Genomic DNA, 22,614 nt, shown 5'->3' on the forward strand with positions numbered 1-22,614 from the left:
TGGCCGATCAGATGAGGCTGACATCAGCCGAGACGTCGGTCGACACGTTCGGGTTGTGCTGGCTGTTGTCGTCGTGGCTGTCGACGTTGTGGCCGCTGGAGTAGTCGTTCGACGAGTTGTCGACGGAGTTGTCGTCGGCGTGGCTGGTGTCCAGATCGCCACCGATGGAACCGATGTCGCCGCCGATGTCCGTGTTGTTCTCGTCGCCGTACACCGTGTGGCTGTTGTCGAGGCCGAGGCTGCCGCCGCCGGTGTCCACACCGTTGAGCACCGGCCCGTCATTGCCGCTGATCATGTCACCGCCGGCCTTCATCGACGTGGCGTCGGTGTCGTTGCCGTCGCCGAACGTGATCGGTGAACCGTCGCCTGCGTCGATGTCGCCGTTGAGGACGGTGTTGCCGTCGCCGAGCACCGCACCGTCGCCACTGACGATGCTGCCCGAGTTGTCACCGCTCATCGCCACCGCGCCGTCACCTGACGCGACGTTCTTGTCGCCGAGCGTGACGTCGCCGACGTCCACGCCGAGGTTGAAACCACCGCCGCCCTGTTGCACGCCGTCCATGTGCGGGCTCATGTAGTCGCCCATGCTGTTGTGGCTGTCGATGTTGGTTTCGTGGTTCGACAAGTCGTTGGCCTGAGGCGCGTACGTGGTGTGTGTGACGTCGCCCTGACTGGATCCGCTCAGCCCGGACGGTCCGGAGGTATGCGTGATCGGCGCGGCGACGTTGCCCTGCTGCGTGTGCTCGACGTGTTGCGGGGCGGGCGCGGGCATGCCGTGATGGCTGGCGACCGCTTGTTGGAGGCCGCTCATGCCCTGACCGGCGGGCAGCGCAGCACCTCCCGGCGCGGCCATCGCGGCGACGGCCTGGATCTGCTCGGGGCTGACGTTGCCGAGGCCGATCGAGGCCAACGCTGCCTGGGGATTGTCAACAAACGACTCCGCTTTGCCCGGGTCCTTGAACAGATCCATGATGTAGTCGACGAGATTGGCCATGATGGTGCCTTCCAACGGATAGCGAAATTGCGCGCCGGCGCTACCCGGCCCCCTACTGCGCACGTTATGACCGCAGACGGCACCGAAGAAATAAGGTATTTACCTTCAATTCCGGCTTCGCCGTCCCCTTTGACCTGCGCTGGGTGCACACTTGTCGCCGCCAGCGGGCGCGGCGAGGGGGGTTTCGATGACTAATTCGTTGGGGTTGTCGGCCGGCATGACGAACCTGGCAGCGGTGCCATCGGCCGGGCCACCGGCGCTGCATCGCTCGATTCTCACCCTTTTCCCCGGCCGGCCACCCGAAGTCGGGGCGCCCGGCCAGCGGGCTTCCGCCGAACATGGCATCGTGCTGGCGGGCTTCGTGGAGCGTGTGGGCGACCCGATTCCGTTGGTGGCCGCCGACGGTTCGACGCATCGCCCCGGCCGCCTGCTCGTCGAGGCACTCAACAGCATGGCCCACCTCACCGGCAACGGCCGCCCCCCTGAGGACGTTGCGGTTTCCGTTCCCGCGCATTGGGATTCGCGGGTCATGTCGGCGTTCCACACCGATGTGGCCGCGAACGGCCGGCTCTGCAAGGCGGGCGCCTCGGCCCAGCTGATCTCCGACGCGACGGCCGCGCTGTCGGCCCTCTACGACAATCCGGGCTTGCCGTCGCGAGGCGTCGTCGCGCTGCTCGATCTGGGCGGGACCGGAACGAGCATCACGCTTTCCGACGCCGCCTCGGGCTGGGCACCGATCGTTGCCACCGTCCGTGACACCGATTTCGCCGGGCAGCAGATCGACCAGGCCGTGCTCGCGCGCGTGCTCGCAGGCGTCGCAGCGGCGGCGAACATCGATCCTGACAGCACCGGCGCGGTGCTGTCGTTGAGCCGATTACGCGATCAGTGCCGCGCTGCGAAGGAGGCGTTGTCGGCACAGACCGTCGCCACGCTGACCGCCGAACTGCCGGGCTTCCGATCCAACGTCAGGCTGACCCGCACCGAACTCGAGGATGTGCTTGACGAGCCGCTCCGCGGACTGCTCACGACGCTGGAAAATACGTTGGACCGCAACAGGATTCCGGTGGCCGAGATGGTTGCCATCGCAACCGTCGGGGGTGGCGCCAATATCCCACTGGTCACCCAGCGCCTATCGCAGCACTTCCGGATTCCGGTGGTGACATGTCCGCGTCCGGAACTCGCCGCGGCAGCGGGTGCGGCGCTGATCGCCGCTCGCGGCCCTGCCGCGCCTGCGACCACGTTGACACCGGCCGCGGCAGTGGCGACCGCGGCCGCGGCCACCGACGACAACAACCCTGCGAGCCAAACCTTCCGGGCGCTGGCCTGGTCGGAGGACGCCACGGGAGACGACGTCGCGCCGTATGCGGGTCAACCCGACGACCCACGACCTCAACTGGAGTACCTCCGCGACGAGGACAGCGTCGCCGAGGAAACCCCGCTGGCTTGGTACCGACGACCGACGTTGCTGTTCGGGGCGGCCGCCGCGGCGGTGTTGCTTGCCGGTGGCGGCCTGACGTACACGTTGACGAGCAGCAGCGGCCACACCGGCCCGGCGCCGGCGCCCGCGACATCTGTAGTGCCCGTTGCAGTCCCGCCCGAGGCGCCGCCCGCCGCACCCGCCCCCGGCGTGGTGCAGGCGCCCGCCCCGGTGATCGTTCGCCAGGCACCGGCACCGCCGCGGCGGGTGCAGCAGCGACCCGCGGCTCCCCAGGCGCCGAAGCCGGCAGTGCAGGCACCACCACCGGAGGCGACGACCACGACCACGCCCACCCCCACGTCGACTACGACCACCACGAGCACGACGCCGACGACCACCGAACCCACGTCCTCGCAGCCGCCCACTTCGTCGGCGCCGGTGAGCACCGAGCAGACGCCGGTGAGTACGCCGGCCGAGGTGGCGACGCCGGAGCCGACCGAGCAGGTACCCACGGCCGTCCAAGCCCCGACCGACACTCAGGCGCCTGTCGACACCCCGCAGATCACGATCCCGCAGTTCACCCTGCCGCAGCTGCCCGGCATCTAGCCGCTCGCCAGATCCGCCAGGTGCTTCAACGAGTTGTCCAGATGCGACATCTCGAACGGCGGGAAACCGATGTGCTCGCGGGTGGCGGCCGGCACCCCCGACCAGTCGTAGGTCAACGTGACCTCCGTCCGGTCGGGCCCGACCGGCTCGAGGTCGTAGCGCCAGATCCACCCGCCGAACTCCAGATTGGCGTCGTCGTCCCCTTGCCCGGGCAGCCAGGCGATGGCGCGCGGCGGCTCGAACACCTCGACCCGATTCGCCATCTCGTAGTGCATCCCGCCGTAGTTCTGGTGGTACATCGCCATCCGGAAGACCTGCCCGACATCGGTCAACGGCTTCCCGTCCAGCGATTCACGCACCCATCCGGTGCCGTCGATCGCCTGGTGCGTGGTCGGATCGGCCAGCACGTCGAACACGGCATGTGCGGGCGCCTCGATCGTCACGGTTGCTTTCATGTTCTCAGTCATGTGGATACAGACCGTCGCCGACGTGATAAGTAATCGGCAGGCCCGCCGATGCGCCCACCATCCTCGCGACGAGCGGAGGATTCCGGGAGGGCAGGCGCACCCGCTACGAGCTCAGCGAACTGACCGAATTCGCGGTCGAGTTGGCCGGTGTCTCGGGCAGGGCGCCGCGCGTGTGCTTCGTGGCCACCGCGATCGGCGACAACCCACTGGTGCTGCACCGGCTGATCGACGCCGCGCAGACCCGCGGGCTCGGCGCGTCGCATCTGACTCTGTTCCCGATGCCGAACGTCGACGACATCACCGCACATCTCCTCGACCATGACGTGGTGTGGGTGTTCGGCGGCAGCGCGGCGGGCCTGCTGGCGATGTGGCGGCTACACGGCGTGGACGCCGCGATGCGCGTCGCGTGGCAGAAAGGTGTTGTGCTGACCGGTATTTCGGCGGGCTCGATCTGCTGGCACGTCGGCGGCACCACCGACTCCTTCGGCCCGCAGCTCCGGCCGATCACCAACGGCCTGGCACTGGTGCCGTTCTCCAACGGCGTGCACTACGACTCCGAACCGCAGCGCCGCCCGTTGTTTCAACGGCTGATCGGCGACGGCACGCTGCCCGCCGGTTATGCCACCGACGACGGCGCCGGGGTGCTCTACCGCGGGACGGGATTCGTCGAGGCGGTCAGCGAACGCGACGGCGCCGCAGCCTATTTCGTCGACAAGGACGGCGAAGTACGGCTACCAACCCGTCGGTTATAGCCCCAGAAGTTCGGGCAGGTTCGCCGCCGAATCGATCACGTGATTCGGCTGCATCGCGAATTCGTCTGCGGCCCAACGGTCCAACGTGTCCTGGCGGAACTTGCCGGTGCGCACCAGCACCCCCGTCATGCCGACGACCTGCGCGGCCAGCACATCGTTGTTGAGATCGTCGCCGACCATGTACATCTCGTCGGGGTCGACGCCAAGACGGCTCGCCGCCGCCAGAAACCCTTCCGGCGCCGGCTTACCGACGGCGGTGGCCTTGCGACCCGACGTCTCCTCCATCCCGATCAGGTACATGCCGGTGTCGATGCGCAACCCGTCGGTGGTGGTCCACGCGGTGCTGCGGTGCATCGCCACCACCGGCACGCCCTGCGCCATCCAGTCGTAGACCCAGGACAGCGTCAGGTGGCTGTACTCCGGACCCGCGCCGCCGAGCAGCACCACATCGGGGGTGTCCGGCGCGCGGGGTCCGCTGAACTCGCTGGAGTAGACGATGTCGATCCCGGGCATGTCCTCGGCGATCTGCCCGCTGTTGACCAGGAAGCAGCGGGCGTCCGGATAGCGGTTGCGGACGTACTCCGCGGTCAGCACGGCCGCGGTGATCACCTCGTCCGCGCGCACGGCCATCCCGGCCTCGGTGAGCAGTTCAGCGATCTGCACCCTGGTCCGCGTCGTGGTGTTGGTCAGATACGAGCACGCGATCTGGTGCTCGGCCAGCGTTCGCAAAGTGTCCGACGCGCCGTCGATCGGCTTCCACGACGTCACCAGCACGCCGTCGATGTCGAACAGCACGCCACCAATCGCCATGGGCCCGACAGTAAACGGCAAACGAATCAGCGCAAATCGTGGTCGGTCTCCCGCGGCGCCGAAATACGAGTACCCGGGTACGCTATCGGCCCGCCGCCAACCCCCTGAAACTGTTCTCACCAGGCTTTATCGCGAGCAAGGGGGAGACATGCCGGTGCTGGGTGAGCGGGCAATAGTTCTTGGCGCGAGCATGGGCGGACTGCTGGCGGCCAGGGTTCTCTCGGAGAGCTACCGCACCGTCACGGTGGTGGAACGCGACGTGCTGCCCACCGATCCGGTGTGCCGCCGCGGAGTTCCGCAGGGCCGGCTGATACACGCGCTGCTGGCGCGTGGCGCGCAGATCCTCGACGAGTTGCTGCCGGGAGTGCTCGACGACTTGGTGGCCAACGGGGCGAGCAAGTGGGACGGCGACTACGCCAACCTGTGCTTCTCGGTCAGCGGGCACGAGTTCCTGAGGGCGGGCCGGACGCCGGACCCGGAGTCGATGCCGTTCTACTTCCAGAGCAGGCCGCTGCTCGAATGGCAAGTGCTGCAGCGAATGCGGGACATCGGCAATGTGTCCATCCTCGAGCATCACGATGTGGTGGCACTGACGTCGACGGCCGACCGCAGCCGCGTGACGGGGGTCGAGGTTGTCGACCGCGACAACCAACACACAACGACGCTGAGCGGCGACCTCGTCGTCGACGCCACCGGGCGCGGTTCGCGCACCCCGGTCTTCCTCGAGCAACTGGGGTATGACCGGCCCGACGAGGACGAGGTGATCGTCCACCTGGCGTACGCCTGCCAACCGGTGCGCATTGCACCCGGTGCCGTCAAGGAGAACTTCATCGCCGTCATGCCGGAGCCGGGCAGGACCAAGATGTTCGCGGCGATCCGCTATGAAAACGACACGGCGATGTTCGCGGTGGGTGCCATGGCGGGGCTGGAGCCACCGCACACATCGGACGAGATGCTGGCTTTCGCAGATGGTTTGGCGCCCACCGGCGTGCTGGCAGCGTTCGCGGGCGCAGAACCGGTTGGCGAGGTCACCAATTACCGTGTGCCGTCCAACCGATGGCGACGCTACGACAAGATGCGGCGACTGCCTGCCGGCCTGATCGTGCTCGGCGACGCGGTCTGCAGCTTCAACCCGATCTACGGACAAGGCATGACGGTCGCGGCGATCGAAGCGCTTGTGCTGCGAGAGTGTCTGCAGCGCGGCGACAAAGACCTTCCGCGACGGTACTTCCGCGCCACCGCGAAGAAGATCCGGATCGCGTGGCAGACCGCTGTCGGTTCAGATCTCGCGCTTCCCGAAGTCGACGGACAGGCACCGCTGTCGATCCGACTCAGTAATCGCTATCTGGACCGGGTGATGACTGCGGCCGAACGCGATCCCGTCGTGACGCTGAGGTTTCTGCGGGTGATGGGCATGATGGACTCGCCGATGCAATTGTTGTTGCCGCACTTCATGTTCCGAGTGTTCCGGGCAGGTAGAGGCCGTCAGCGTTCCGCCCAGCTGCTCTCGGCGACCCACGGCGACGCGGAGCCCGCAATCGCCCAGGCCAGCTCGGCGGGCACGTCGATCACCTGATACCTCTTGACCCCCGCCGCCGTGGCCGCCACCAACGTGGCCACCCCCGCGCGGCGCTGCAGCAGGGTCTGGCGCACCGTCCACCCGATGATGCCGGCGGCGGCGATGCAGTCCCGGCGCCGGTCCAGGCTGCCTGCCCGCGCCACCAGCCAGTCGGTGTCGACCCGATGGCCGAGCGCGCGCGAGCGGTCGGCCGCCAGCAACACGCAACAGACCGTCAGCACCGCCCACAGCGGCCACACCCAGCCCGGCGTCGGCAGCAGCGCCATCGCGACGAGCAGCACCGCGGGCAGCGTCAACGCCCGCGTCCACCTCCTGCGGGTCGCCGCCGGCCCATGTGCGCGCAGTCCGCCGGTCACCACGTCGGGTCGCTCGATCAACCCCGACAGCACCGACTCGGCGGTCGCCCGCGGGCACGGCGGCAGCAGCACCGACGCCTCCCCCGCACCGCCCACACCGGTCATCACCGCGTCCAACCGCGCCCCGCCGAACATGCGCACCAACAGCGGCTCGCGCAGCGTTCCGCCCCGCAGCCTGCGCATGTCGAAGGTGTGCTCGCGCAGTCTCAGTAGGCCGTGCTGCAGATGCAGCACATCGGCGTCGCGGCGCAGCACCAGGTTTCCGTACGTCACCAACGAGCGCAGCACCGACAACACCACCGACGCGACCAGTATCGCCACGGCGGCCACCGTGATGCTCGCGGCGACGCCGAACCGCTGCGCAGCGTCCAGCCCGGACCGGGCCAACCGCGAATCTTGCAGTGCGGCACCGACTCCCGCTTGATAGATCACGCCTGCCGCGGCGGCGATCATCGCCAGTCCGGTGAAGCTCAGCGGGCTGTAGCGCAGCCAGGACGGCTGCCAGCGCGCCAACTCACGGCCGACGGCTTCTTCGACCGGCGCCAACGACTCCGCGAGCAGGATGGCCCTCAGCCGCGGCACCTGGCTCGCCTCGACGGCGTCGAGCGCGAACGCGGTGTCGCCGCTGGCTTCCTGACCCGTGCTCAGCCGCAGTACCGTCAACCCGAGCAGCCGGTGCAACAGCCGCGCATCGGTCGACACGGAGCGAATCCTGTTGCGCGGCACGGAGAGCACCTTGCGCTGCAGCACACCCGTGCGCAGTTGCACCTCCTCGGCGTCGATCCGGTAGCTGGTGGTGAACCACCTGGCCACGCCGTAGCCGAGAATCAGCGCGAGGCCGAACAGCGTCCACAGCGGATTGCCCGTCGCCGAGCCCAGCACCACCGACCCGATCAACAGCGGTATCTGACGGAGCACCTCGTGCACCGGATGCACCAGCAGCATGCGCGGGCTGAGGCGTTGCCACTGCGGTGCGGTCACGTCGCGTCCTCGCCGCCGAGCGCCGCGATGTCGGTCAGTTGCGCCACCACGCGTTCGGCCACCTCGAAATCCAGTGCCACGATGCGCACCGCCCCCGCCGACGACGCCGTCGTCACCGTCACGTTCGCCAGCCCGAACAACTGGTCGAGCGGACCGCGTTCGGTGTCGACGGTCTGCACTCTGGAGATCGGCGCGATGCGGTGCTCCTGCACCAGCCAGCCTGTCCGGGTGTACACCGCTTTGGCGTCGATGTCCCAGCGGTGCACGCGATATCGCCACAGCGGGACCACCACCACGAACACGACGACGGCGAGCGCGGTCGCGACGGCCGCCACGACGTGCACCCACAGCGGTCGAGGGCTCAGGACGAACCACACCGCCTGTCCCGCCGCCAACATCAGCCAGGGGATCGCCGCACCGATCGCCCACACCAGAGGCGCCTTGCGGCTTGGCGGGTTCGCAGGCTCGATCAGGTTCATGACTTTTCGAGATGGAGGAACTGCCCGACGCCGAACAGCCGCAACATCCGCATCGTCCGCTTCGGAATCTGGTCCGCGACATCCGCGGTGGCGACGACCGTCGGCCGGGTGACGGTGATGCGCCTGCCCTGCATCACGACGGTGGCGGACCCGGCGGCCTGCACATTGCGCAGCCAATCGGCGCGGGTGCGGTACGGCAGCGCGATCAGCAGACCTGTCGGCGTTTCGATGACGTCGACCGGCGTCTGATAACTGCGGCCCGAGTTGCGCCCGATGTGTTCGATGACCGACGTCTGGGTCTGCGGGGTGCCCGCGGTGCGCATCACCCGCGGATTGGTCACCGACCGGTTCATCCGCCGGATCGCGTCCACGGCCGGTCCGACCTGCCACCGCAGCCCCGCCAGCAGCACCGAGAGCAACACCACGACGGCACCGACCACGGTGCCGACCACCACCGCGACCGCTCGCATCCCCACGACAACGAAACTAACCGTTGGGGCCTGAGTATGTTGAGCGCATGAGCAGCAAGTGGACCGCAGCCGACGTGCCGGACCAGTCCGACCGGGTTGCCATCGTGACGGGGGCGAACACCGGCATCGGTTACGCCGCCGCCGCCGTACTCGCAGGCAAGGGCGCGCACACCGTGCTGGCCGTGCGTAACCTCGACAAGGGCAACGACGCGGCCAACCGGATCCGCGCGGCACACCCCAACGCCGTGGTCACCGTGCAGGAACTAGACCTGACGTCGCTGGACAGCATCCGCAAGGCCGCCGACCAGTTGCGCGCCGACTTTCCCCGCATCGACCTGCTGATCAACAACGCAGGCGTGATGTACACCGAGAAGGCCGCCACCAAGGACGGCTTCGAATTGCAGTTCGGCACCAACCACCTGGGCCACTTCGCGTTCACCGGTCAACTGCTCGACAACCTGCTGCCGGTCGAGGGTTCCCGCGTGGTGACGGTCAGCAGCGTCGGACACCGCATCCGCGCCAAGATCCACTTCGACGACCTCAACCTGGACCGCAACTACAACCGCGTCGTCGCATACGGCCAGTCGAAACTCGCCAACCTGTTGTTCACCTACGAGCTGGCCCGGCGGCTGACCGCCAAGGGCACCCCGACCGTCGCGCTCGCGGCCCATCCCGGCGCAGCCGATACCGACCTGCTGCGCAACATGCCCACCGGCATCAGGCAGGTCAGCCAGTTCTTCTGGTCCAACTTCATCGCCCAGGGGCCGGAGATGGGCGCCGAGCCCACGCTGCGCGCCGCCACCGATCCGAGCGCGCGCAACGGCCAGTACTACGGGCCAGGCGGCTTCGCCGAACAGCGGGGCCATCCGAAAGTCGTTGCCTCCAGCGCACAGTCGCACGACGAGGACGTCCAGCGGCGGCTGTGGGCGGTGTCCGAAGAACTCACCGGCGTGAAGTTCCCCGTCTGATGCGCACCGTAGACGAACACCGGCGCGTGGTCGCCGGGCTGATCACCGCGAAGCCCGCCGTCGCGCTGCCACTCGCAGAGACGCTCGGCATGGTGTTGGCGTCCGACGTGGTCGCGCCACTGTCGCTGCCGGGGTTCGACAACTCGGCGATGGACGGCTACGCCGTGCTTGCCGACGACGTCGCAGGCGCATCGCAGGAGCAGCCTGTGCTGCTTCCGGTCGTCGAGGACATCCCGGCCGGGCGTACCGATCCGCTGACGCTGAAACCCGGTACCGCACACCGCATCATGACCGGCGCACCGCTGCCTGCCGGCGCCACCGCGGTGGTGCCGGTCGAGGCCACCGACGGCGCTGTCGACACCGTGTCCGTCCGCGCGGCCGCCGCAGCGGGCCAACACGTCCGTCGCGCCGGTGAGGACGTCACGGCGGGCACCACCGTGCTGCGGGCCGATCAGGTGCTCAGCCCCGCCGCACTCGGCTTGGCGGCTGCGCTGGGGCTGGGTGAGCTGGAAGTCGTTCCGCGACAACGGGTTCTAGTGATGTCGACGGGCACCGAACTGGTGGCGCCAGGCACGCCGTTGCAGCCCGGCCAGATCTACGAGTCCAACGCGGTGATGCTCGCGGCGGCCGTGCGCGACGCAGGCGCAGTAGTGATCGCCGCGCCGATGGTCGGCGACGACGTGGCGGCGTTTCGTGAGGCGTTGACCGCGCACAGCGGCGACGCCGATCTGATCATCACCACCGGCGGCGTCAGCGCCGGGGCGTACGAGGTCGTCAAGGACTCGCTCGGAGCCGGAGGGCCGGCGACATCGGGCAGCGGCGGTGAGGTCGACTTCGTGAAGGTGGCGATGCAGCCCGGCATGCCGCAGGGCGCGGGCTCGGTGAACGGCACGCCGATCATCACGCTGCCCGGCAACCCGGTCAGCGCACTGGTGTCGTTCGAGGTGTTCGTCCGGGCACCGCTGCGCACCGCGATGGGGTTGCCGAACCCGGACCGGCCACGCCGCACCGCGGTGCTGGCCGAAGACCTGACCTCACCTCGCGGTAAGCGTCAGTTCCGGCGTGGCGTGCTGGACCGCGACGCGGGCACGGTCACCAGTTACGGTCCGCCCGCCTCACACCATCTGCGCTGGCTGGCATCGGCGGACTGCCTGCTGGAGATCGAGGAGGACGTCTCCGAATTGTCGGCGGGTTCGCCGGTGCACGTGTGGGACTTGGCCTAAGGCCGATCGGCGAAACGGCACGCCCGTAGAATCGGCGCACGATGGCCAGACGCCCCGACCTCAAATCCGGCCCCGAGCGGCTTGCGGCGCTGGTGCGTACCACTGTTCCGCCGATGCACTCGGCGGGCCTGCCATTCGTCGGCGCCAGCCTGGCGCTCGCCGCGCTCGGCCGTAACCGACCATGGCTGCGCCGCGCAGGCCTGGCGTCGGCCGCGGCCAATGCGGCGTTCTTCCGGCATCCGCCTCGGGTACCACCGACGCGCCCCGGTGTGATCGTCGCGCCCGCGGACGGCTTGATCTGTCTGATCGAGGAGGCGGCGCCGCCCGCCGAACTTGGCCTGCCCGCAACGCCGTTGCCGCGCATCAGCATTTTTCTTTCGATCTTCGACGCGCACGTGCAGCGGGCCCCGATCAGCGGTGAGGTGATCTCGGTCGTGCATCGGCCAGGGGCGTTCGGGTCCGCGGAGTTGGAGGCCGCCAGCGAGGACAACGAACGAAACAGCGTGCTGATCCGGACGCCGGAGGGCGTGGAGGTGATTGCGGTGCAGATCGCCGGCCTGGTGGCGCGGCGCATCGTGTGCGATGCCAAGCCGGGTGACAAGCTCACCATCGGCGACACCTACGGCTTGATCCGCTACGGGTCGCGGCTGGACACCTACCTGCCCGCTGGCGCCAACATCATGGTGTCCACCGGGCAGCGCGCGCTGGCAGGCGAAACCGTATTGGCCGAGTTGCCGTGAAGCCCCGCATCAAGGCGCCCGTCGTCAGCCTGAAGATCCTGCCGAGCGCCATGACGGTGGCAGCGATCTGCCTCGGGCTGACGTCGGTGAAGATGGCGCTCGACAACCGCCCCACCGAGGCGATGGCGTTTCTGGCGGTGGCCGCGATCCTCGATGCGCTCGACGGCCGCATCGCCAGGATCCTGAAGGCCACTTCGCGGATGGGCGAGGAGATCGACTCACTGGCCGATGCGGTGAATTTCGGTGTGGCGCCTGCGTTCATCGTGTACGGGACGCTGCTGTCGCAGTCGCGTATCGGGTGGATCGTCGTGCTGGTGTACTCCGTGTGCATCGTGCTGCGGCTGGCCCGGTTCAACGCGATGCTCGACGTCGACAAGCCCGCATACGAGAAGGAGTACTTCGTCGGCATGCCCGCCCCGGCGGGCGCGATCGGTGCCATCGGTCCGTTGGCCGCCAAGATGCAGTTCGGCGACGGCTGGTGGACGTCGGAGGCGGCGGTCGTGATCTGGACCATCGGCGTCTCGCTGCTGGTCGTCAGCACCCTGCCGATGCGCAAGATCCACACCTTCTCGGTGTCGCCCAACATGGTTCCGCTGCTGCTGCTCGGCGTGGTAGTCCTGGTCGCGGCGTCGATCTTCTACGGCTACCTGACGATCCTGGCGATCATCGCGGCCTACGTCATCCACATCCCGTTCGCGATTCGCACCAGACGGTTTTTGGCCGAACATCCGGAGATATGGGACGACAAGCCACGACAACAGCGCGCCGCGCGGCGGGCGATCCGGCGGGCGACAGGTCCGCAGCGCCGCCGGTCCAATCTGAGACTCGGCCTGCGCAGGCCGGGCCGCTGAGATGACTCAGACCGAGGCCGCGGCATCCGATCCGCCGCTGAGCCATCTTCGGCTGACCGCCAGGCTGAACACGTCAGCACTGGACTCTCGGCGCGGCGTGGTCCGGCTGCATCCGGAAGCCATTGCGGCCCTTGGCATCCGGGAGTGGGACGCGGTCTCGCTGACCGGTTCACGCACCACCGCCGCGGTGGCAGGGGTCGCGCCAGCGGGCACGCCTGCGGGCACCGCACTGCTCGACGACGTGACGCTGTCCAACGCGGGCCTGCGTGAGGACACCACCGTGATCGTCTCGGCCGTCACTGTCTACGGCGCCAAGTCGGTGACAGTCAGCGGCTCCAACCTTGCCACTCAGTCGATTTCGCCTGCGACGCTGCGCCAGGCCCTGCTCGGCAAGGTGATGACGGTCGGCGACACGGTCTCGCTGCTGCCGCGTGAGCTCGGCCCCGACATCCCGACATCCACAGCCACCGCGGCGCTGGCGTCGTCGGTCGGCATCACATGGACCTCCGAGCTGTTGACGGTCACCGGTGTGGACCCCGCGGGACCGGTGAGCGTGCAACCGAATTCGGTGGTCAGCTGGGGCGACGGGGTGGCGCCGAGCGGACCCGCGACCGCAGGCCAGCACACGGTGTCGACGCCGAAGAAGTCGGCAGCCGTCAACATCGACGACCTGAAGGGCTCACACGCACAGGCGTCGCGGCTTACGGAATGGCTGAAGCTCGCGCTCGACCAACCCGAGCTGCTCGAAACGCTCGGCGCGACAAGCAATCTCGGTGTGCTGGTGTCGGGGCCCGCCGGCGTCGGCAAGGCCGCGCTGGTGCGCGCGGTGTGCGCGGACCGCAGGCTCGTCGAACTCGACGGCCCCGAGGTGGGCGCACTGCGCGCAGAAGACCGGCTCAAGAGCGTGTCGTCGGCGGTGGCCACCGTCCGCGACGGCGGTGGCGTGCTGCTGATCACCGATATCGACGCGCTGCTGCCGTCGGTCGCCGACCCGGTGTCCACGCTGATTCTGACCGAACTGCGCAACGCGGTCGGCACCAAAGGCGTGGCCTTCGTGGCCACCACGCAGCAACCCGACGGTGTCGACCCGCGACTGCGTGCCCCCGATCTGTGCGACCGCGAACTCGGACTGACCCTGCCCGACGGGGCGGTCCGCAAGCAGTTGCTCGAGGTGCTGCTGCGCGACGTGCCGTCGAAGGACCTCAACCTCGACGAAGTCGCCGAGCGCACACCGGGTTTCGTCGTCGCGGATCTATCCGCGCTGGTGCGCGAGGCGGCGCTGCGGGCGGCGTCGCGGGCCAGCGCCGACGGTGCGCCGCCCGAGTTGACGCAGGACGATCTGATCGGCGCGACAACCGTCATCAGGCCGCTGTCACGCTCGGCCACCGAAGAGGTGTCGGTCGGGTCGGTGACACTCGACGACGTCGGCGACATGGCGGCCACCAAACAGGCGCTGACCGAGGCGGTGCTGTGGCCGTTGCAGCATCCCGAGACGTTCCAGCGACTCGGCGTCGCCCCACCGCGCGGCGTGCTGCTCTACGGCCCGCCCGGCTGCGGTAAGACGTTCGTGGTGCGCGCGCTGGCCAGTTCGGGGCGGCTGTCGGTGCACGCCGTCAAGGGCGCCGAGTTGATGGACAAATGGGTCGGCTCGTCGGAAAAGGCGGTGCGCGAACTGTTTCAGCGCGCCCGCGACTCCGCGCCGTCGCTGGTGTTCCTCGACGAGATCGACGCGCTGGCGCCGCGGCGCGGGCAGAGCTTCGACTCCGGCGTCACCGACCGTGTGGTCGCGGCGCTGCTGACCGAACTCGACGGCATCGAACCGCTACGCGACGTCGTTGTGCTCGGCGCGACCAACCGGCCCGACCTGATCGACCCGGCGCTGCTGCGACCGGGCCGACTGGAGAAGCTGGTGTTCGTCGAGCCGCCCGATGCCGAGGCGCGCCGCGAAATCCTGCGTACCGCAGGCAAATCCATTCCGCTGGCGGACGACGTCGACCTCGACACCCTGGCGGGCGAACTGGAGGGCTACAGCGCGGCCGACTGCGTGGCGCTGCTGCGCGAGGCCGCACTGACCGCGATGCGCCGGTCGATCGACGCCGCCGACGTCACCGCCGCCGACGTCGCCAAGGCACGCGAAACCGTCCGGCCGTCACTGGATCCGGCGCAAGTCGAGTCGCTGCGGGCGTTCTCGGCCGCGCGCTGACCTGGCCGGCACCGCGAAACTGTAGTTACCGCGCGGCTTACTCGCACTTTCACACGATAAGTGCAGCCTCGCATCAACTCCGCTCGGCCAGCGCCGCCAACCGCTCGATCGACGCCAACAGCCGGTCGGCGGTCGTGGCCCGCGCCCTGGGCAACCGCTTCTCGTCGGTCAGCTGCGACCAGTCGTAGGTGTGGATGACCAGCGTGCGCGACCCGAGCGGTTCCAGCCGCCACCGCCACAGGTGACCGGGCGGTGGCTTACCGGGTTCCGACGGCAGCCACGCGATCAGCCTGCCCTCCTCGAATTCGATGACGTGGTTGGTGCGTTCGCTGCCTTCGGTCAGCCTCATGGTGAACACGTCACCGACTGTCCGAACCCGTTGACCGGTCGGCGCTTCCGCCAGGTTCTCGTTACCGTCCCACTGCGGCTGCAGTGCCGGGTCGGCGATGAGTTCGAAGATCTTGTCCGCGGGCGCCGAGATCTCGCGACTCGCAGTGACGACGGTGGAGGTCACATTCAGATTCAACAACATCTTGACAGTGACAAGTTCGCGGGGCATAGTCGAGCCCGAGAACTTGTCACTGCCTAGATCGGAGGGCCCCATGACCGCACCCGCCGTCACGTCCGTTCGCGCCGGCGACCGCGACCGGGAAAGGACCGCCAAGCAGTTGGGGCTGGCGCTGTCCCAGGGCTACCTCGCCTTCGACGAGTACGACCACCGACTGCAGGCCACCTTCGCCGCGCACAGCACCGCTGAACTGCGTCAACTCGTCGCCGATCTACCGCTCGCGCAACTGCACCGCAACGACCCCGAGCGAAAGGCAGCGCGGCAGCGTGCCGCCCGACTCGGCGTGCGCATCCATCTGGGCGCCTACCTGGCGATGGTCGTCATCGTGCTGACGGTGTGGTTGGCGGTCGGCCTGACCGCGGGGGCGTGGTACTTCTGGCCGATCTGGCCGATCCTCGGCGCAGGCATCGGCGTGGCCGGCCACGCACTACCGATTCGATACGCGGTGCTGGCGCCGTGCCGGCGTCACGGCTCGATCAGCCCCGCCCGGATCGCATAGCGGGTCAACTCGAGGCGGTCCCTGAGGCCGAGTTTGGCCAGTGTGTTCGTCCGGTGCCGGTCGACGGTCTTGGCGCTGATGCCCAGCGTGTTGGCGATCTCCCGCGTCGAGTATCCCTCGGCGATCAGTTTGAGCACCTCTTCTTCGCGTGGCGTGAGAATCGTGTCGGGCAGGTCGTCGCCCTGCCTGGCGCGGTGCAGGTAGTCACGGATCAGCGCCGTCACCGCACCGGCGTACAGGAACGGCTCACCGCGCAACGTCGCCCGGCACGCCTCGAGCAGGTCGCGGTCGGCCACCGATTTGAGCACGTACCCCGACGCGCCTGCCTTGAGCGCCTCGAAGAAGTACTGCTCGTTGTCGTACATCGACAGGATCAGGATCCGCAGGTGCGGATGCCTGCGGTTGATCTCGCGGGCAGCCTGCAGTCCGGTCATCCGCGGCATCGCGATGTCGAGGATGGCCAGGTCGGCCGGGGTGTGCTCGAGGACGTCCAGCGCCTCGTGCCCGTCGGCAGCCTCGGCCACCACCTGCAGATCGGGTTCGGCGTCGATGATCCTGCGCAGCCCGCTGCGCACCAGCGCATGGTCGTCGGCCAACAGGATCCGGGCGGGCTGTGCCAGCATCACTCGTGTCCCCCGGCCAGCGGAATCGTCAGCCGCACCTCGGTGCCTTCGCCCGGCGGCGAGGCGATGGCGAGTTCGGCGCTGACCAACAGCGCGCGCTCCCGCATACCGTTGATCCCGGCACCTTCTTTGTCGACGCCGCCGCGCCCGTCGTCGGCGATGCGAAGCACCAACTGCTCGGTCGACGTGTGCAGATCCAGCCAGACCTTCGACGCCTTCGCGTGGCGTGCGATGTTCGTCAGGCTCTCCTGAGCGATGCGATAGCACACCAACTCGATGTCCTGATTGAGCCGATTCTCCTGCGGCGCAACGTTTTTGACGACGTTGATTCCTGTCGCCTGGGTGAACTCGCTGCATAGCGCATTCAGCGCGCTGTGTAATCCGAGGTCATCCAACGCGTCCGGGCGCAACCGACGGGCAATGCTGCGCACCTCGTCGAGGCCGGCCCTGACTGCCTCCTGGGTGTCCTCGAGTTCCCCGCGGATCTCGGCGGGCGCCCGGTCGACGGCGCGCTTCAGGAACAACAACGCCACGGTCAGCGTCTGACCGATCTCGTCGTGCAGTTCGCGGGCGATGCGCTGACGTTCGTTCTCCTGCGCCGCGAGCGCCGACGCATTGGCCGTCGACCGCTCGGACTTCAGCATCGGCGCCAGCCGCGACCGCAGCAGTAATGCGTTCGCCGTCAACATGATCGCCAGTCCGACCACCAGAACCGGGATCTCGGTCAGCTTGATCCGCGACGACACCGTCGCCGGCGACAACGCGAGGATCAGCGTGCCCAGCGTGAAGATCAGGCCGTTGATCACCACGACCCGCCGAATCAGCGCGGTCGCGGGAGTGCGCGCCCGTCTCATAGCCCCAGCGTGATAGCCGGAAACGGGTTTGTCCATACAGTCCGAAACCCACGCCGAATGGGTGTCAGACCCAATGGTCACCCGCCGCCGGGTTCCCGACACTGATCACCTGGAGCGAGGAGAACGAGGACCATGACAATCACAGTCGGCATTCAACGGAACGAAGTCATGCAAGCACACGAGATTGCGGTGACCCCACCGACGGTCCGGATGGAGGACCCGGTTTCCAAGGCCGTGCAATTGATGGTGGTCAACCGCCTGCCGGGTCTGGTGGTCGTCGACGAGGACGACCGTCCCGTCGCCGTGCTGCCCGGCACGCAGGTGTTGCGCCTGACCATCCCCGAGTCCTACCGGGACGATCCCGCGCTGGTACGCACGGTCGACGAAATCCATGCCGATCTGTTCTGGCACGGGCCGGGCAAGCTCACCGTCGGCGACTGCCTGCCCAAGCCCGCGGCCAAGCCCACCACGGTGGCGCCGGAGGCCACGCTGCTCGAGGTCGCCACGGTGATGGCGAACAAACGCAGCCCGTTGATCGCCGTGGTCGATCGCAGCGGACGTCTCACCGGTGCGGTCACCCTCGAGCGGTTGCTCACCAGCTTGGCAGTAGCCGGCCCCAACGACTGAGTCGCCGGCGCCGTGCTGGCCCCGGTACTCGCCCTAGCGATATTCGTCGGCGCGTTCTGGTTCATCGCCACCGAACGGGCGCCCAAGGTCAAGACGGTCCTCGTCGCGGCGGGACTGATGACCATCCTCGGGTTCACCCCGGGTTCGAAGATCTTCTACTCCGAACACGAGGGCATCGACTGGAACGTCATCTTCCTGCTGCTCGGCATGATGATCATCGTCGGCGTGGTCAAACAGACCGGCCTGTTCGACTTCCTCGCGATCTGGGCCGCCAAGCGTTCGCGGGGAAAACCGTTCCGGCTGATGGTGATGCTGATGGTCATCACCGCGATCGCCTCGCCCATCCTCGACAACGTCACGATCATCATGCTGGTGGCGCCGGTGACGTTGGTCATCTGCGATCGCCTGCACATCGCGCCGCAGCCGTTCCTCATCGCCGAGGTGCTGGCGTCCAACATCGGCGGTGCGGCCACCCTGATCGGCGACCCGCCGAACATCATCATCGGCAGCCGAGCGGGATTGACGTTCAACGACTTTCTGGTCAACATGGCGCCGGTCGTGGCGGTGATCTTCGCGCTGTTCGTGGTGTTCACCAGGTTTTTGTTCCGAAAAGACATGCGCGGCAACCATATTCAACTCGAAGAGGTGATGGCGCTGCAGGAGCGGCGGGCCATCAAGGACCCGCGGTTGCTGGTGCGTGTGCTGGCCGTCCTCGCCGTGGTGATCGTCGGGTTCGGTCTGCATTCGGTGCTGCACGTGGCCCCGTCGATCGTCGCGCTGCTCGGCGCCGGGGCCATGCTGCTGGTGACGAACATCGATGTCGGCGAGGTGCTTCCGGAGGTGGAGTGGTCGACGTTGGTGTTCTTCATGGGACTGTTCGCGATGGTCGCCGGTCTGGTGCACACCGGCGTCATCGGATGGTTGGGCGATGCGGCGATCACGCTGTTCGGCGACGACTTCTTCCTTGCCGCAACGGGATTGCTGTTCGGGTCGGCGGTGCTCGGTGCGTTCGTCGACAACATCCCGTACACGGCTACGATGACACCGGTCGTCGAAGGGATGGCGGCGCAGGCTCCTGACGTCGAAACCGGCAGGGCGCTGTGGTGGGCTTTTGCGTTGGGGGCGTGCTTCTCCGGCAACGGAACCGCGATCGCGGCCAGCGCCAACGTCGTCGCCGTCGGCATCGCGCAGCGCGCGGGCCACCCGATCAGCTTTTGGCGGTTCACCCGCTACGGCATCATCGTGACGCTGCTCAGCACGGCGCTGGCATGGCTCTACGTCTGGCTGCGCTACTTCTGAAGTCCGCTCACTCCGACTCGCCGGTGGGGCCTCCCCGTCGTGGCGAGGCCCCAAACCGGTTCTGTCGTCAGTCGTCGTCGCCGCTATCGGTGTCCTTCGAACTGCCCTCGTCGGCCGTGTTCGAACCGGTCGTCGAGGTGTCTGACGTCGCTGGGCCCTCACTCGCAGACGAGGTCGAATCCGTTTGCGGCTCAGACTCGCTCGTCGACTTGTCGCTAATGCCCACGGTCACCTCGCCCGGAACCGCGACCAGGCCGGTGCGGACGGCCGGAGTCTTCGGCGTCTTCGCGACGTTGACCTTCGCGGTTGCCTTCGACTCCTCGGAGCTCTTTTCCACCGCCTCAGTCGTCGACTTACCGCCCTCGGACTCACCGGACTCGTCTGCGCCCGTTTTGGTTTCAGCTGCGGTCTGCCCGTCGACAGAGGTGTCGACGGGACCCGTGGACAGCGTCAACGTCGTCGCCGGTGGGGCGGCCTTGGTGGCATTGATCGCGGCGATGCCGGCCGCTGGGGCAGGTGAGACCAGAGCCTGGACGATCATCTTGCCCGCCTCGATGACTGCAGCGATCAGACCCCGGTCATATCCATAGGGCGGGGTGCCGGGATTGAGCAACCGGTCGAGTACCGCGGAGGTGATGTCTGCGACGCCATTGGTGACACCGTTGACGAAGGCTATCGGGTCGCCTGCCTTGGCGGCGCCCACCAGCGTCTCGGCGGTGCCGCCGACCGCAGTATTAAGAGCGTAGATCGACTGCAGGGGACCGAGGCCGACGGTGAGCAGGAAATCCGGATCCGCCAGCAACTCAACAGCATTCGATACGCCCGGGACGAACCTGAGCGATTGCGAAAGCACGTCGACCAAATCGACGAGGGGTCCGCTACCGGTGAAGATCGCTTCGAGAATCGGGCCGGAGACCGGCGTGAGGACGATCTCGGCAAGTGTGTTCAACCCTGCGGTTATCTGCCCGGCGGAGATCTGGCCGATCGCATGTTGCAGCATTGCCGGCGCATCACCCAGGGCGGTGGCGAACTGCTCGCCGAACACCCCCGCGATCCTGATGAGCTCCGATACAGTGCTCAGCTGCCCCGTGATGATCTGCTGTGCCACTTCCGCCGGGGCGTGGAGCAGTTGCTGCCCGAGCGCGCCTGCGTTCTCGAAGGCCTGCTGGAAGATCGGCGTCAGCACCTCGATCGGGTTGACAAGCGCAGTGAGCTCGGTCGCTACGGAGTTAACCGCGGGCACGTCCGAGAGGTCGGGCACCGGGGGTGCCACCGGGGACGCGACGAGGACACTGGCTCCGACGATCGCAACGCCCGTCGCGATCGATGCCCGAGCAGCAGCTAATTGCATGTGAGACCTTTCTGAACCTGGAATTACGCTGTGCGCCGATAACTTACCGACTAGTAAATTCCGGTCAAGCCCCGATTGCGGCGTTTTTCCTCGTTGCCAGCTGACGACCACGGATGGAATCGTTGCTGCTAGAGCTGGTTTCTACCAGTATCAGCAAACGGTGGCGGGCTACGTTGCCATAAGTCAGGTTATGGTGCTGCGCAGCCCGCCAACTTACCAGTGGGTCAGTTCGTATCAAGATCAACACAGCAAACAATGCAGGTCACGAGCGGGATTCCACAACGCCCCGTCGCGGTATTTCGCGCACCGGACATCCTCCGCTGCGAGCGGTTCGCGCTCCGGTGAGCAACGGCGCCCGCAGGCGTTCACAGCTGGTGTCCAGGTTCGCCGAAGAGGCGTGGTTCAGTTGTTGCCGGGGCTCGGCCGCGTATCACATCGTGAGATCGCAGACGATTTGTTAGCCTGCTCGGCTCCAGCGATCGACCGCCGTTGCCAGTTCGGACGCTTCGGGAAGCCGTTCGCTTGCCCACGCGACGTAACTGTCGGGTCGAATGAGTACCGCGTCGGGTAGCTCCGGATGATCGTCGACCGCGTGCACGATGTCCGGCCGATCCAGTTGCACCGGCGCAGCGGTCACCAATACGAACCTGCCGTCGCGCAGCAGCTCATACGCGCGCTTGCCCTCGCAGACGATGTCGGGCATCCGGCGGCCGACCAACCAGTCCTCGTCCCTCGCATGTGGATAGGCGACGCCGATACCGCTCAGCCGTTCGGCGAGTAGCCTTCTGGTGCGGGGGATCCGGGTGATGGTGCCGACGAACGCAGTGCGGACGAGGCGTCGCAGCCGGGAGTGACCCAGCACCACTTGATTGAAGACATCGGTGAGTTGCAGGACGCTCGCGCCGACAGGATGGCGCTCAGCCTCGTAGGTGTCCAGCAGCGACGGCGGCGCGGATCCCCGCGCGGCGGCAGCCAATTTCCAGCCGAGGTTCATCGCGTCGCCGATTCCGGTGTTCATGCCCTGCCCGCCGAGCGGGGAATGCACGTGGGCGGCGTCGCCCGCCAGGAACGCCCGACCTTTCCGGTAATGCCTCGCCTGCCGGCGTTCGCTGAGAAACCTTGAACTCCAGCGTATCTCGGTCATTCCGAAGTCGTGCCCGGCGATCCTGTTGAACGAGTCTCGGACTTCGTCCAACGTCACCGGCTCGCTCAGCGGCGCCTGTTCGCGCAGCCGGTCCCACACGATGGCGCGGAACCAGCCGTCGCCGAACGGGATCAGCAGCGAAACGCCCTTCTCGTTGGGGATGCCGGTCAACGTGTCACCGGGCGCCCGCGTCAACTGCACGTCGGCCAGCAGGATGTGCGTCTCGTACTGCTTGCCGACGAAGTCGATGCCTAGCTGACTGCGCACCGCGCTGTGGGCGCCGTCGCATCCGATCACGTAACTCGCCCGCACATTGTCGCCGCGTGCGCACTCGACCGTGACACCCTCGTCGTCCTGCGTCAGGCCGACCACCTCGGAACCACGGACGAACTCGACGCCAAGGTCATCGGCGTGCGCCTGTAGCACTTTCTCCGTTCCGCTTTGCGGCACGATCAGAACCATCCCGAATCGGGTTGGTAGGTCCCCCAGCTTCACCGACCCGCCACCGGGCGGCACGATTTCGTGGACCGGCACTCCCCTCGACAACAACTCGTCGGCCATACCGCGTGCGTCGAGCAACTCCAGTGTTCGGGCATGTACTGCGAACGCTCTGGTGATGTTGGGTGTGTCCGTGCGCTCGTCGAGCACCTTGACCGTGGCGCCGCCGAGCGCCAGCTCGCACGCGAGCATCAGCCCCGTCGGCCCCGCGCCTACGACTACCGCGTCGGTGGTGGCCACAAGCGGGATCGTAGT

General features: G+C 67.6%; 22 protein-coding genes. 11 read left to right on the forward strand and 11 right to left on the reverse strand.

Going from position 1 to position 22,614, the window contains the following annotated elements; translation table 11 throughout:
- Positions 1 to 7: 7 nt before the first annotated feature.
- Positions 8 to 994 (reverse strand): IniB N-terminal domain-containing protein, encoded by a 987-nt coding sequence (locus C1A30_RS21685; RefSeq protein ID WP_142392641.1) that lies wholly within the window; start codon positions 992 to 994, stop codon positions 8 to 10.
- 187 nt (positions 995 to 1,181) lie between these two features.
- Here C1A30_RS21685 and C1A30_RS21690 point away from each other — a divergent pair, with 187 nt between their 5' ends.
- The gene (locus C1A30_RS21690; protein WP_101950470.1) at positions 1,182 to 3,017 is read left to right on the forward strand and encodes an Hsp70 family protein; all 1,836 of its coding nucleotides are present in this window, start codon (positions 1,182 to 1,184) and stop codon (positions 3,015 to 3,017) included.
- On the opposite strand, the gene C1A30_RS21695 is transcribed toward C1A30_RS21690, so the two are convergent.
- Positions 3,014 to 3,484: an SRPBCC family protein gene (locus C1A30_RS21695; protein ID WP_101950471.1), complete on the reverse strand. Its 471-nt coding sequence runs from the start codon at positions 3,482 to 3,484 to the stop codon at positions 3,014 to 3,016. The genes C1A30_RS21690 and C1A30_RS21695 overlap by 4 nt on opposite strands.
- A 59-nt stretch (positions 3,485 to 3,543) precedes the next feature.
- On the opposite strand from C1A30_RS21695, the gene C1A30_RS21700 reads away from it, so the two are divergent.
- Entirely contained in the window at positions 3,544 to 4,236 is a 693-nt protein-coding gene (locus C1A30_RS21700) for a peptidase E (protein ID WP_255413284.1), read from the forward strand.
- Here the strand turns inward: C1A30_RS21700 and C1A30_RS21705 are convergent.
- On the reverse strand, positions 4,231 to 5,046 hold the full coding sequence (locus C1A30_RS21705) for an HAD-IIA family hydrolase (RefSeq protein WP_101950473.1): 816 nt from the start codon (positions 5,044 to 5,046) through the stop codon (positions 4,231 to 4,233). The genes C1A30_RS21700 and C1A30_RS21705 overlap by 6 nt on opposite strands.
- Before the next feature lie 148 nt (positions 5,047 to 5,194).
- Here C1A30_RS21705 and C1A30_RS21710 point away from each other — a divergent pair, with 148 nt between their 5' ends.
- Positions 5,195 to 6,622: an NAD(P)/FAD-dependent oxidoreductase gene (locus C1A30_RS21710; protein WP_142392642.1), complete on the forward strand. Its 1,428-nt coding sequence runs from the start codon at positions 5,195 to 5,197 to the stop codon at positions 6,620 to 6,622.
- On the opposite strand, the gene C1A30_RS21715 is transcribed toward C1A30_RS21710, so the two are convergent.
- From C1A30_RS21715 to C1A30_RS21725, 3 genes are read right to left on the reverse strand one after another with little or no spacing between them, the layout of a single operon-like run.
- Positions 6,532 to 7,926, reverse strand: a complete 1,395-nt coding sequence (locus C1A30_RS21715) for a PH domain-containing protein (protein WP_101952786.1) — start codon at positions 7,924 to 7,926, stop codon at positions 6,532 to 6,534. The genes C1A30_RS21710 and C1A30_RS21715 overlap by 91 nt on opposite strands.
- 32 nt (positions 7,927 to 7,958) lie before the next feature.
- A complete protein-coding gene (locus C1A30_RS21720; RefSeq protein WP_101950474.1) occupies positions 7,959 to 8,441 on the reverse strand; it encodes a PH domain-containing protein in 483 nt (160 codons plus the stop codon).
- Entirely contained in the window at positions 8,438 to 8,911 is a 474-nt protein-coding gene (locus tag C1A30_RS21725; protein WP_101950475.1) for a nitroreductase family deazaflavin-dependent oxidoreductase, read from the reverse strand. The genes C1A30_RS21720 and C1A30_RS21725 overlap by 4 nt, the downstream gene beginning before the upstream one ends.
- Before the next feature lie 47 nt (positions 8,912 to 8,958).
- Here C1A30_RS21725 and C1A30_RS21730 point away from each other — a divergent pair, with 47 nt between their 5' ends.
- Genes C1A30_RS21730 through C1A30_RS21750 form a run of 5 tightly spaced genes read left to right on the forward strand, consistent with a single transcriptional unit; the run spans position 8,959 to position 14,896 of the window.
- Positions 8,959 to 9,879, forward strand: coding sequence for an SDR family NAD(P)-dependent oxidoreductase (locus tag C1A30_RS21730; protein ID WP_101950476.1), 921 nt, complete (start codon positions 8,959 to 8,961; stop codon positions 9,877 to 9,879).
- Complete coding sequence (gene glp, locus C1A30_RS21735; protein WP_101950477.1) at positions 9,879 to 11,102, forward strand: gephyrin-like molybdotransferase Glp; 1,224 nt, start codon at positions 9,879 to 9,881, stop codon at positions 11,100 to 11,102. The genes C1A30_RS21730 and glp overlap by 1 nt, the downstream gene beginning before the upstream one ends.
- A 41-nt stretch (positions 11,103 to 11,143) precedes the next feature.
- A complete protein-coding gene (locus C1A30_RS21740) occupies positions 11,144 to 11,842 on the forward strand; it encodes a phosphatidylserine decarboxylase (RefSeq protein WP_101950478.1) in 699 nt (232 codons plus the stop codon).
- Positions 11,839 to 12,693, forward strand: a complete 855-nt coding sequence (pssA, locus tag C1A30_RS21745) for a CDP-diacylglycerol--serine O-phosphatidyltransferase (protein ID WP_101950479.1) — start codon at positions 11,839 to 11,841, stop codon at positions 12,691 to 12,693. The genes C1A30_RS21740 and pssA overlap by 4 nt, the downstream gene beginning before the upstream one ends.
- Before the next feature lies 1 nt (position 12,694).
- Positions 12,695 to 14,896 carry an AAA family ATPase gene (locus C1A30_RS21750; RefSeq protein ID WP_200828396.1) on the forward strand — a complete coding sequence of 734 codons (2,202 nt, stop codon included), beginning with the start codon at positions 12,695 to 12,697 and terminating at the stop codon, positions 14,894 to 14,896.
- 73 nt (positions 14,897 to 14,969) lie between these two features.
- Here C1A30_RS21750 and C1A30_RS21755 read toward each other — a convergent pair whose 3' ends face one another.
- Positions 14,970 to 15,455 (reverse strand): SRPBCC family protein, encoded by a 486-nt coding sequence (locus C1A30_RS21755; protein ID WP_101950480.1) that lies wholly within the window; start codon positions 15,453 to 15,455, stop codon positions 14,970 to 14,972.
- 43 nt (positions 15,456 to 15,498) lie between these two features.
- Between C1A30_RS21755 and C1A30_RS21760 the strand changes: the two genes are divergently transcribed.
- Positions 15,499 to 15,963: a DUF1707 domain-containing protein gene (locus tag C1A30_RS21760; RefSeq protein ID WP_101950481.1), complete on the forward strand. Its 465-nt coding sequence runs from the start codon at positions 15,499 to 15,501 to the stop codon at positions 15,961 to 15,963.
- On the opposite strand, the gene C1A30_RS21765 is transcribed toward C1A30_RS21760, so the two are convergent.
- Together C1A30_RS21765 and C1A30_RS21770 are read right to left on the reverse strand one after the other, a co-directional pair.
- Positions 15,930 to 16,586 carry a response regulator transcription factor gene (locus C1A30_RS21765; protein ID WP_101950482.1) on the reverse strand — a complete coding sequence of 219 codons (657 nt, stop codon included), beginning with the start codon at positions 16,584 to 16,586 and terminating at the stop codon, positions 15,930 to 15,932. The two genes, C1A30_RS21760 and C1A30_RS21765, sit on opposite strands and share 34 nt — an antisense overlap.
- Positions 16,586 to 17,440, reverse strand: coding sequence for a sensor histidine kinase (locus C1A30_RS21770; protein ID WP_101950483.1), 855 nt, complete (start codon positions 17,438 to 17,440; stop codon positions 16,586 to 16,588). The genes C1A30_RS21765 and C1A30_RS21770 overlap by 1 nt, the downstream gene beginning before the upstream one ends.
- Before the next feature lie 132 nt (positions 17,441 to 17,572).
- Between C1A30_RS21770 and C1A30_RS21775 the strand changes: the two genes are divergently transcribed.
- A complete protein-coding gene (locus C1A30_RS21775) occupies positions 17,573 to 18,067 on the forward strand; it encodes a CBS domain-containing protein (protein WP_235010140.1) in 495 nt (164 codons plus the stop codon).
- A gap of 12 nt (positions 18,068 to 18,079) precedes the next feature.
- A complete protein-coding gene (locus C1A30_RS21780) occupies positions 18,080 to 19,366 on the forward strand; it encodes an SLC13 family permease (protein WP_101950484.1) in 1,287 nt (428 codons plus the stop codon).
- Positions 19,367 to 19,433: 67 nt separating this feature from the next.
- On the opposite strand, the gene C1A30_RS21785 is transcribed toward C1A30_RS21780, so the two are convergent.
- Positions 19,434 to 20,828 (reverse strand): hypothetical protein, encoded by a 1,395-nt coding sequence (locus tag C1A30_RS21785; RefSeq protein ID WP_142392643.1) that lies wholly within the window; start codon positions 20,826 to 20,828, stop codon positions 19,434 to 19,436.
- Between the two features lie 346 nt (positions 20,829 to 21,174).
- Complete coding sequence (locus tag C1A30_RS21790) at positions 21,175 to 22,599, reverse strand: FAD-dependent monooxygenase (protein ID WP_101950486.1); 1,425 nt, start codon at positions 22,597 to 22,599, stop codon at positions 21,175 to 21,177.
- Positions 22,600 to 22,614: the final 15 nt, after the last annotated feature.

The sequence above is a fragment of the Mycobacterium sp. 3519A genome, from assembly GCF_900240945.1.
In the GTDB taxonomy this organism is placed as follows: Bacteria; Actinomycetota; Actinomycetes; order Mycobacteriales; family Mycobacteriaceae; genus Mycobacterium.

Coding starts and splice junctions, on each gene's coding strand:
- C1A30_RS21695 (WP_101950471.1), bottom strand. CDS start 3,484: ATGACTGAGAACATGAAAGCAACCGTGACGATCGAGGCGCCCGCACAT.
- C1A30_RS21770 (WP_101950483.1), bottom strand. CDS start 17,440: ATGAGACGGGCGCGCACTCCCGCGACCGCGCTGATTCGGCGGGTCGTG.
- C1A30_RS21750 (WP_200828396.1), top strand. CDS start 12,695: ATGACTCAGACCGAGGCCGCGGCATCCGATCCGCCGCTGAGCCATCTT.
- C1A30_RS21720 (WP_101950474.1), bottom strand. CDS start 8,441: ATGAACCTGATCGAGCCTGCGAACCCGCCAAGCCGCAAGGCGCCTCTG.
- C1A30_RS21725 (WP_101950475.1), bottom strand. CDS start 8,911: ATGCGAGCGGTCGCGGTGGTGGTCGGCACCGTGGTCGGTGCCGTCGTG.
- C1A30_RS21710 (WP_142392642.1), top strand. CDS start 5,195: ATGCCGGTGCTGGGTGAGCGGGCAATAGTTCTTGGCGCGAGCATGGGC.
- C1A30_RS21690 (WP_101950470.1), top strand. CDS start 1,182: ATGACTAATTCGTTGGGGTTGTCGGCCGGCATGACGAACCTGGCAGCG.
- glp (WP_101950477.1), top strand. CDS start 9,879: ATGCGCACCGTAGACGAACACCGGCGCGTGGTCGCCGGGCTGATCACC.
- C1A30_RS21760 (WP_101950481.1), top strand. CDS start 15,499: ATGACCGCACCCGCCGTCACGTCCGTTCGCGCCGGCGACCGCGACCGG.
- C1A30_RS21715 (WP_101952786.1), bottom strand. CDS start 7,926: ATGCTGCTGGTGCATCCGGTGCACGAGGTGCTCCGTCAGATACCGCTG.
- C1A30_RS21775 (WP_235010140.1), top strand. CDS start 17,573: ATGACAATCACAGTCGGCATTCAACGGAACGAAGTCATGCAAGCACAC.
- C1A30_RS21755 (WP_101950480.1), bottom strand. CDS start 15,455: ATGCCCCGCGAACTTGTCACTGTCAAGATGTTGTTGAATCTGAATGTG.
- C1A30_RS21685 (WP_142392641.1), bottom strand. CDS start 994: ATGGCCAATCTCGTCGACTACATCATGGATCTGTTCAAGGACCCGGGC.
- C1A30_RS21705 (WP_101950473.1), bottom strand. CDS start 5,046: ATGGCGATTGGTGGCGTGCTGTTCGACATCGACGGCGTGCTGGTGACG.
- C1A30_RS21765 (WP_101950482.1), bottom strand. CDS start 16,586: ATGCTGGCACAGCCCGCCCGGATCCTGTTGGCCGACGACCATGCGCTG.
- C1A30_RS21740 (WP_101950478.1), top strand. CDS start 11,144: ATGGCCAGACGCCCCGACCTCAAATCCGGCCCCGAGCGGCTTGCGGCG.
- C1A30_RS21730 (WP_101950476.1), top strand. CDS start 8,959: ATGAGCAGCAAGTGGACCGCAGCCGACGTGCCGGACCAGTCCGACCGG.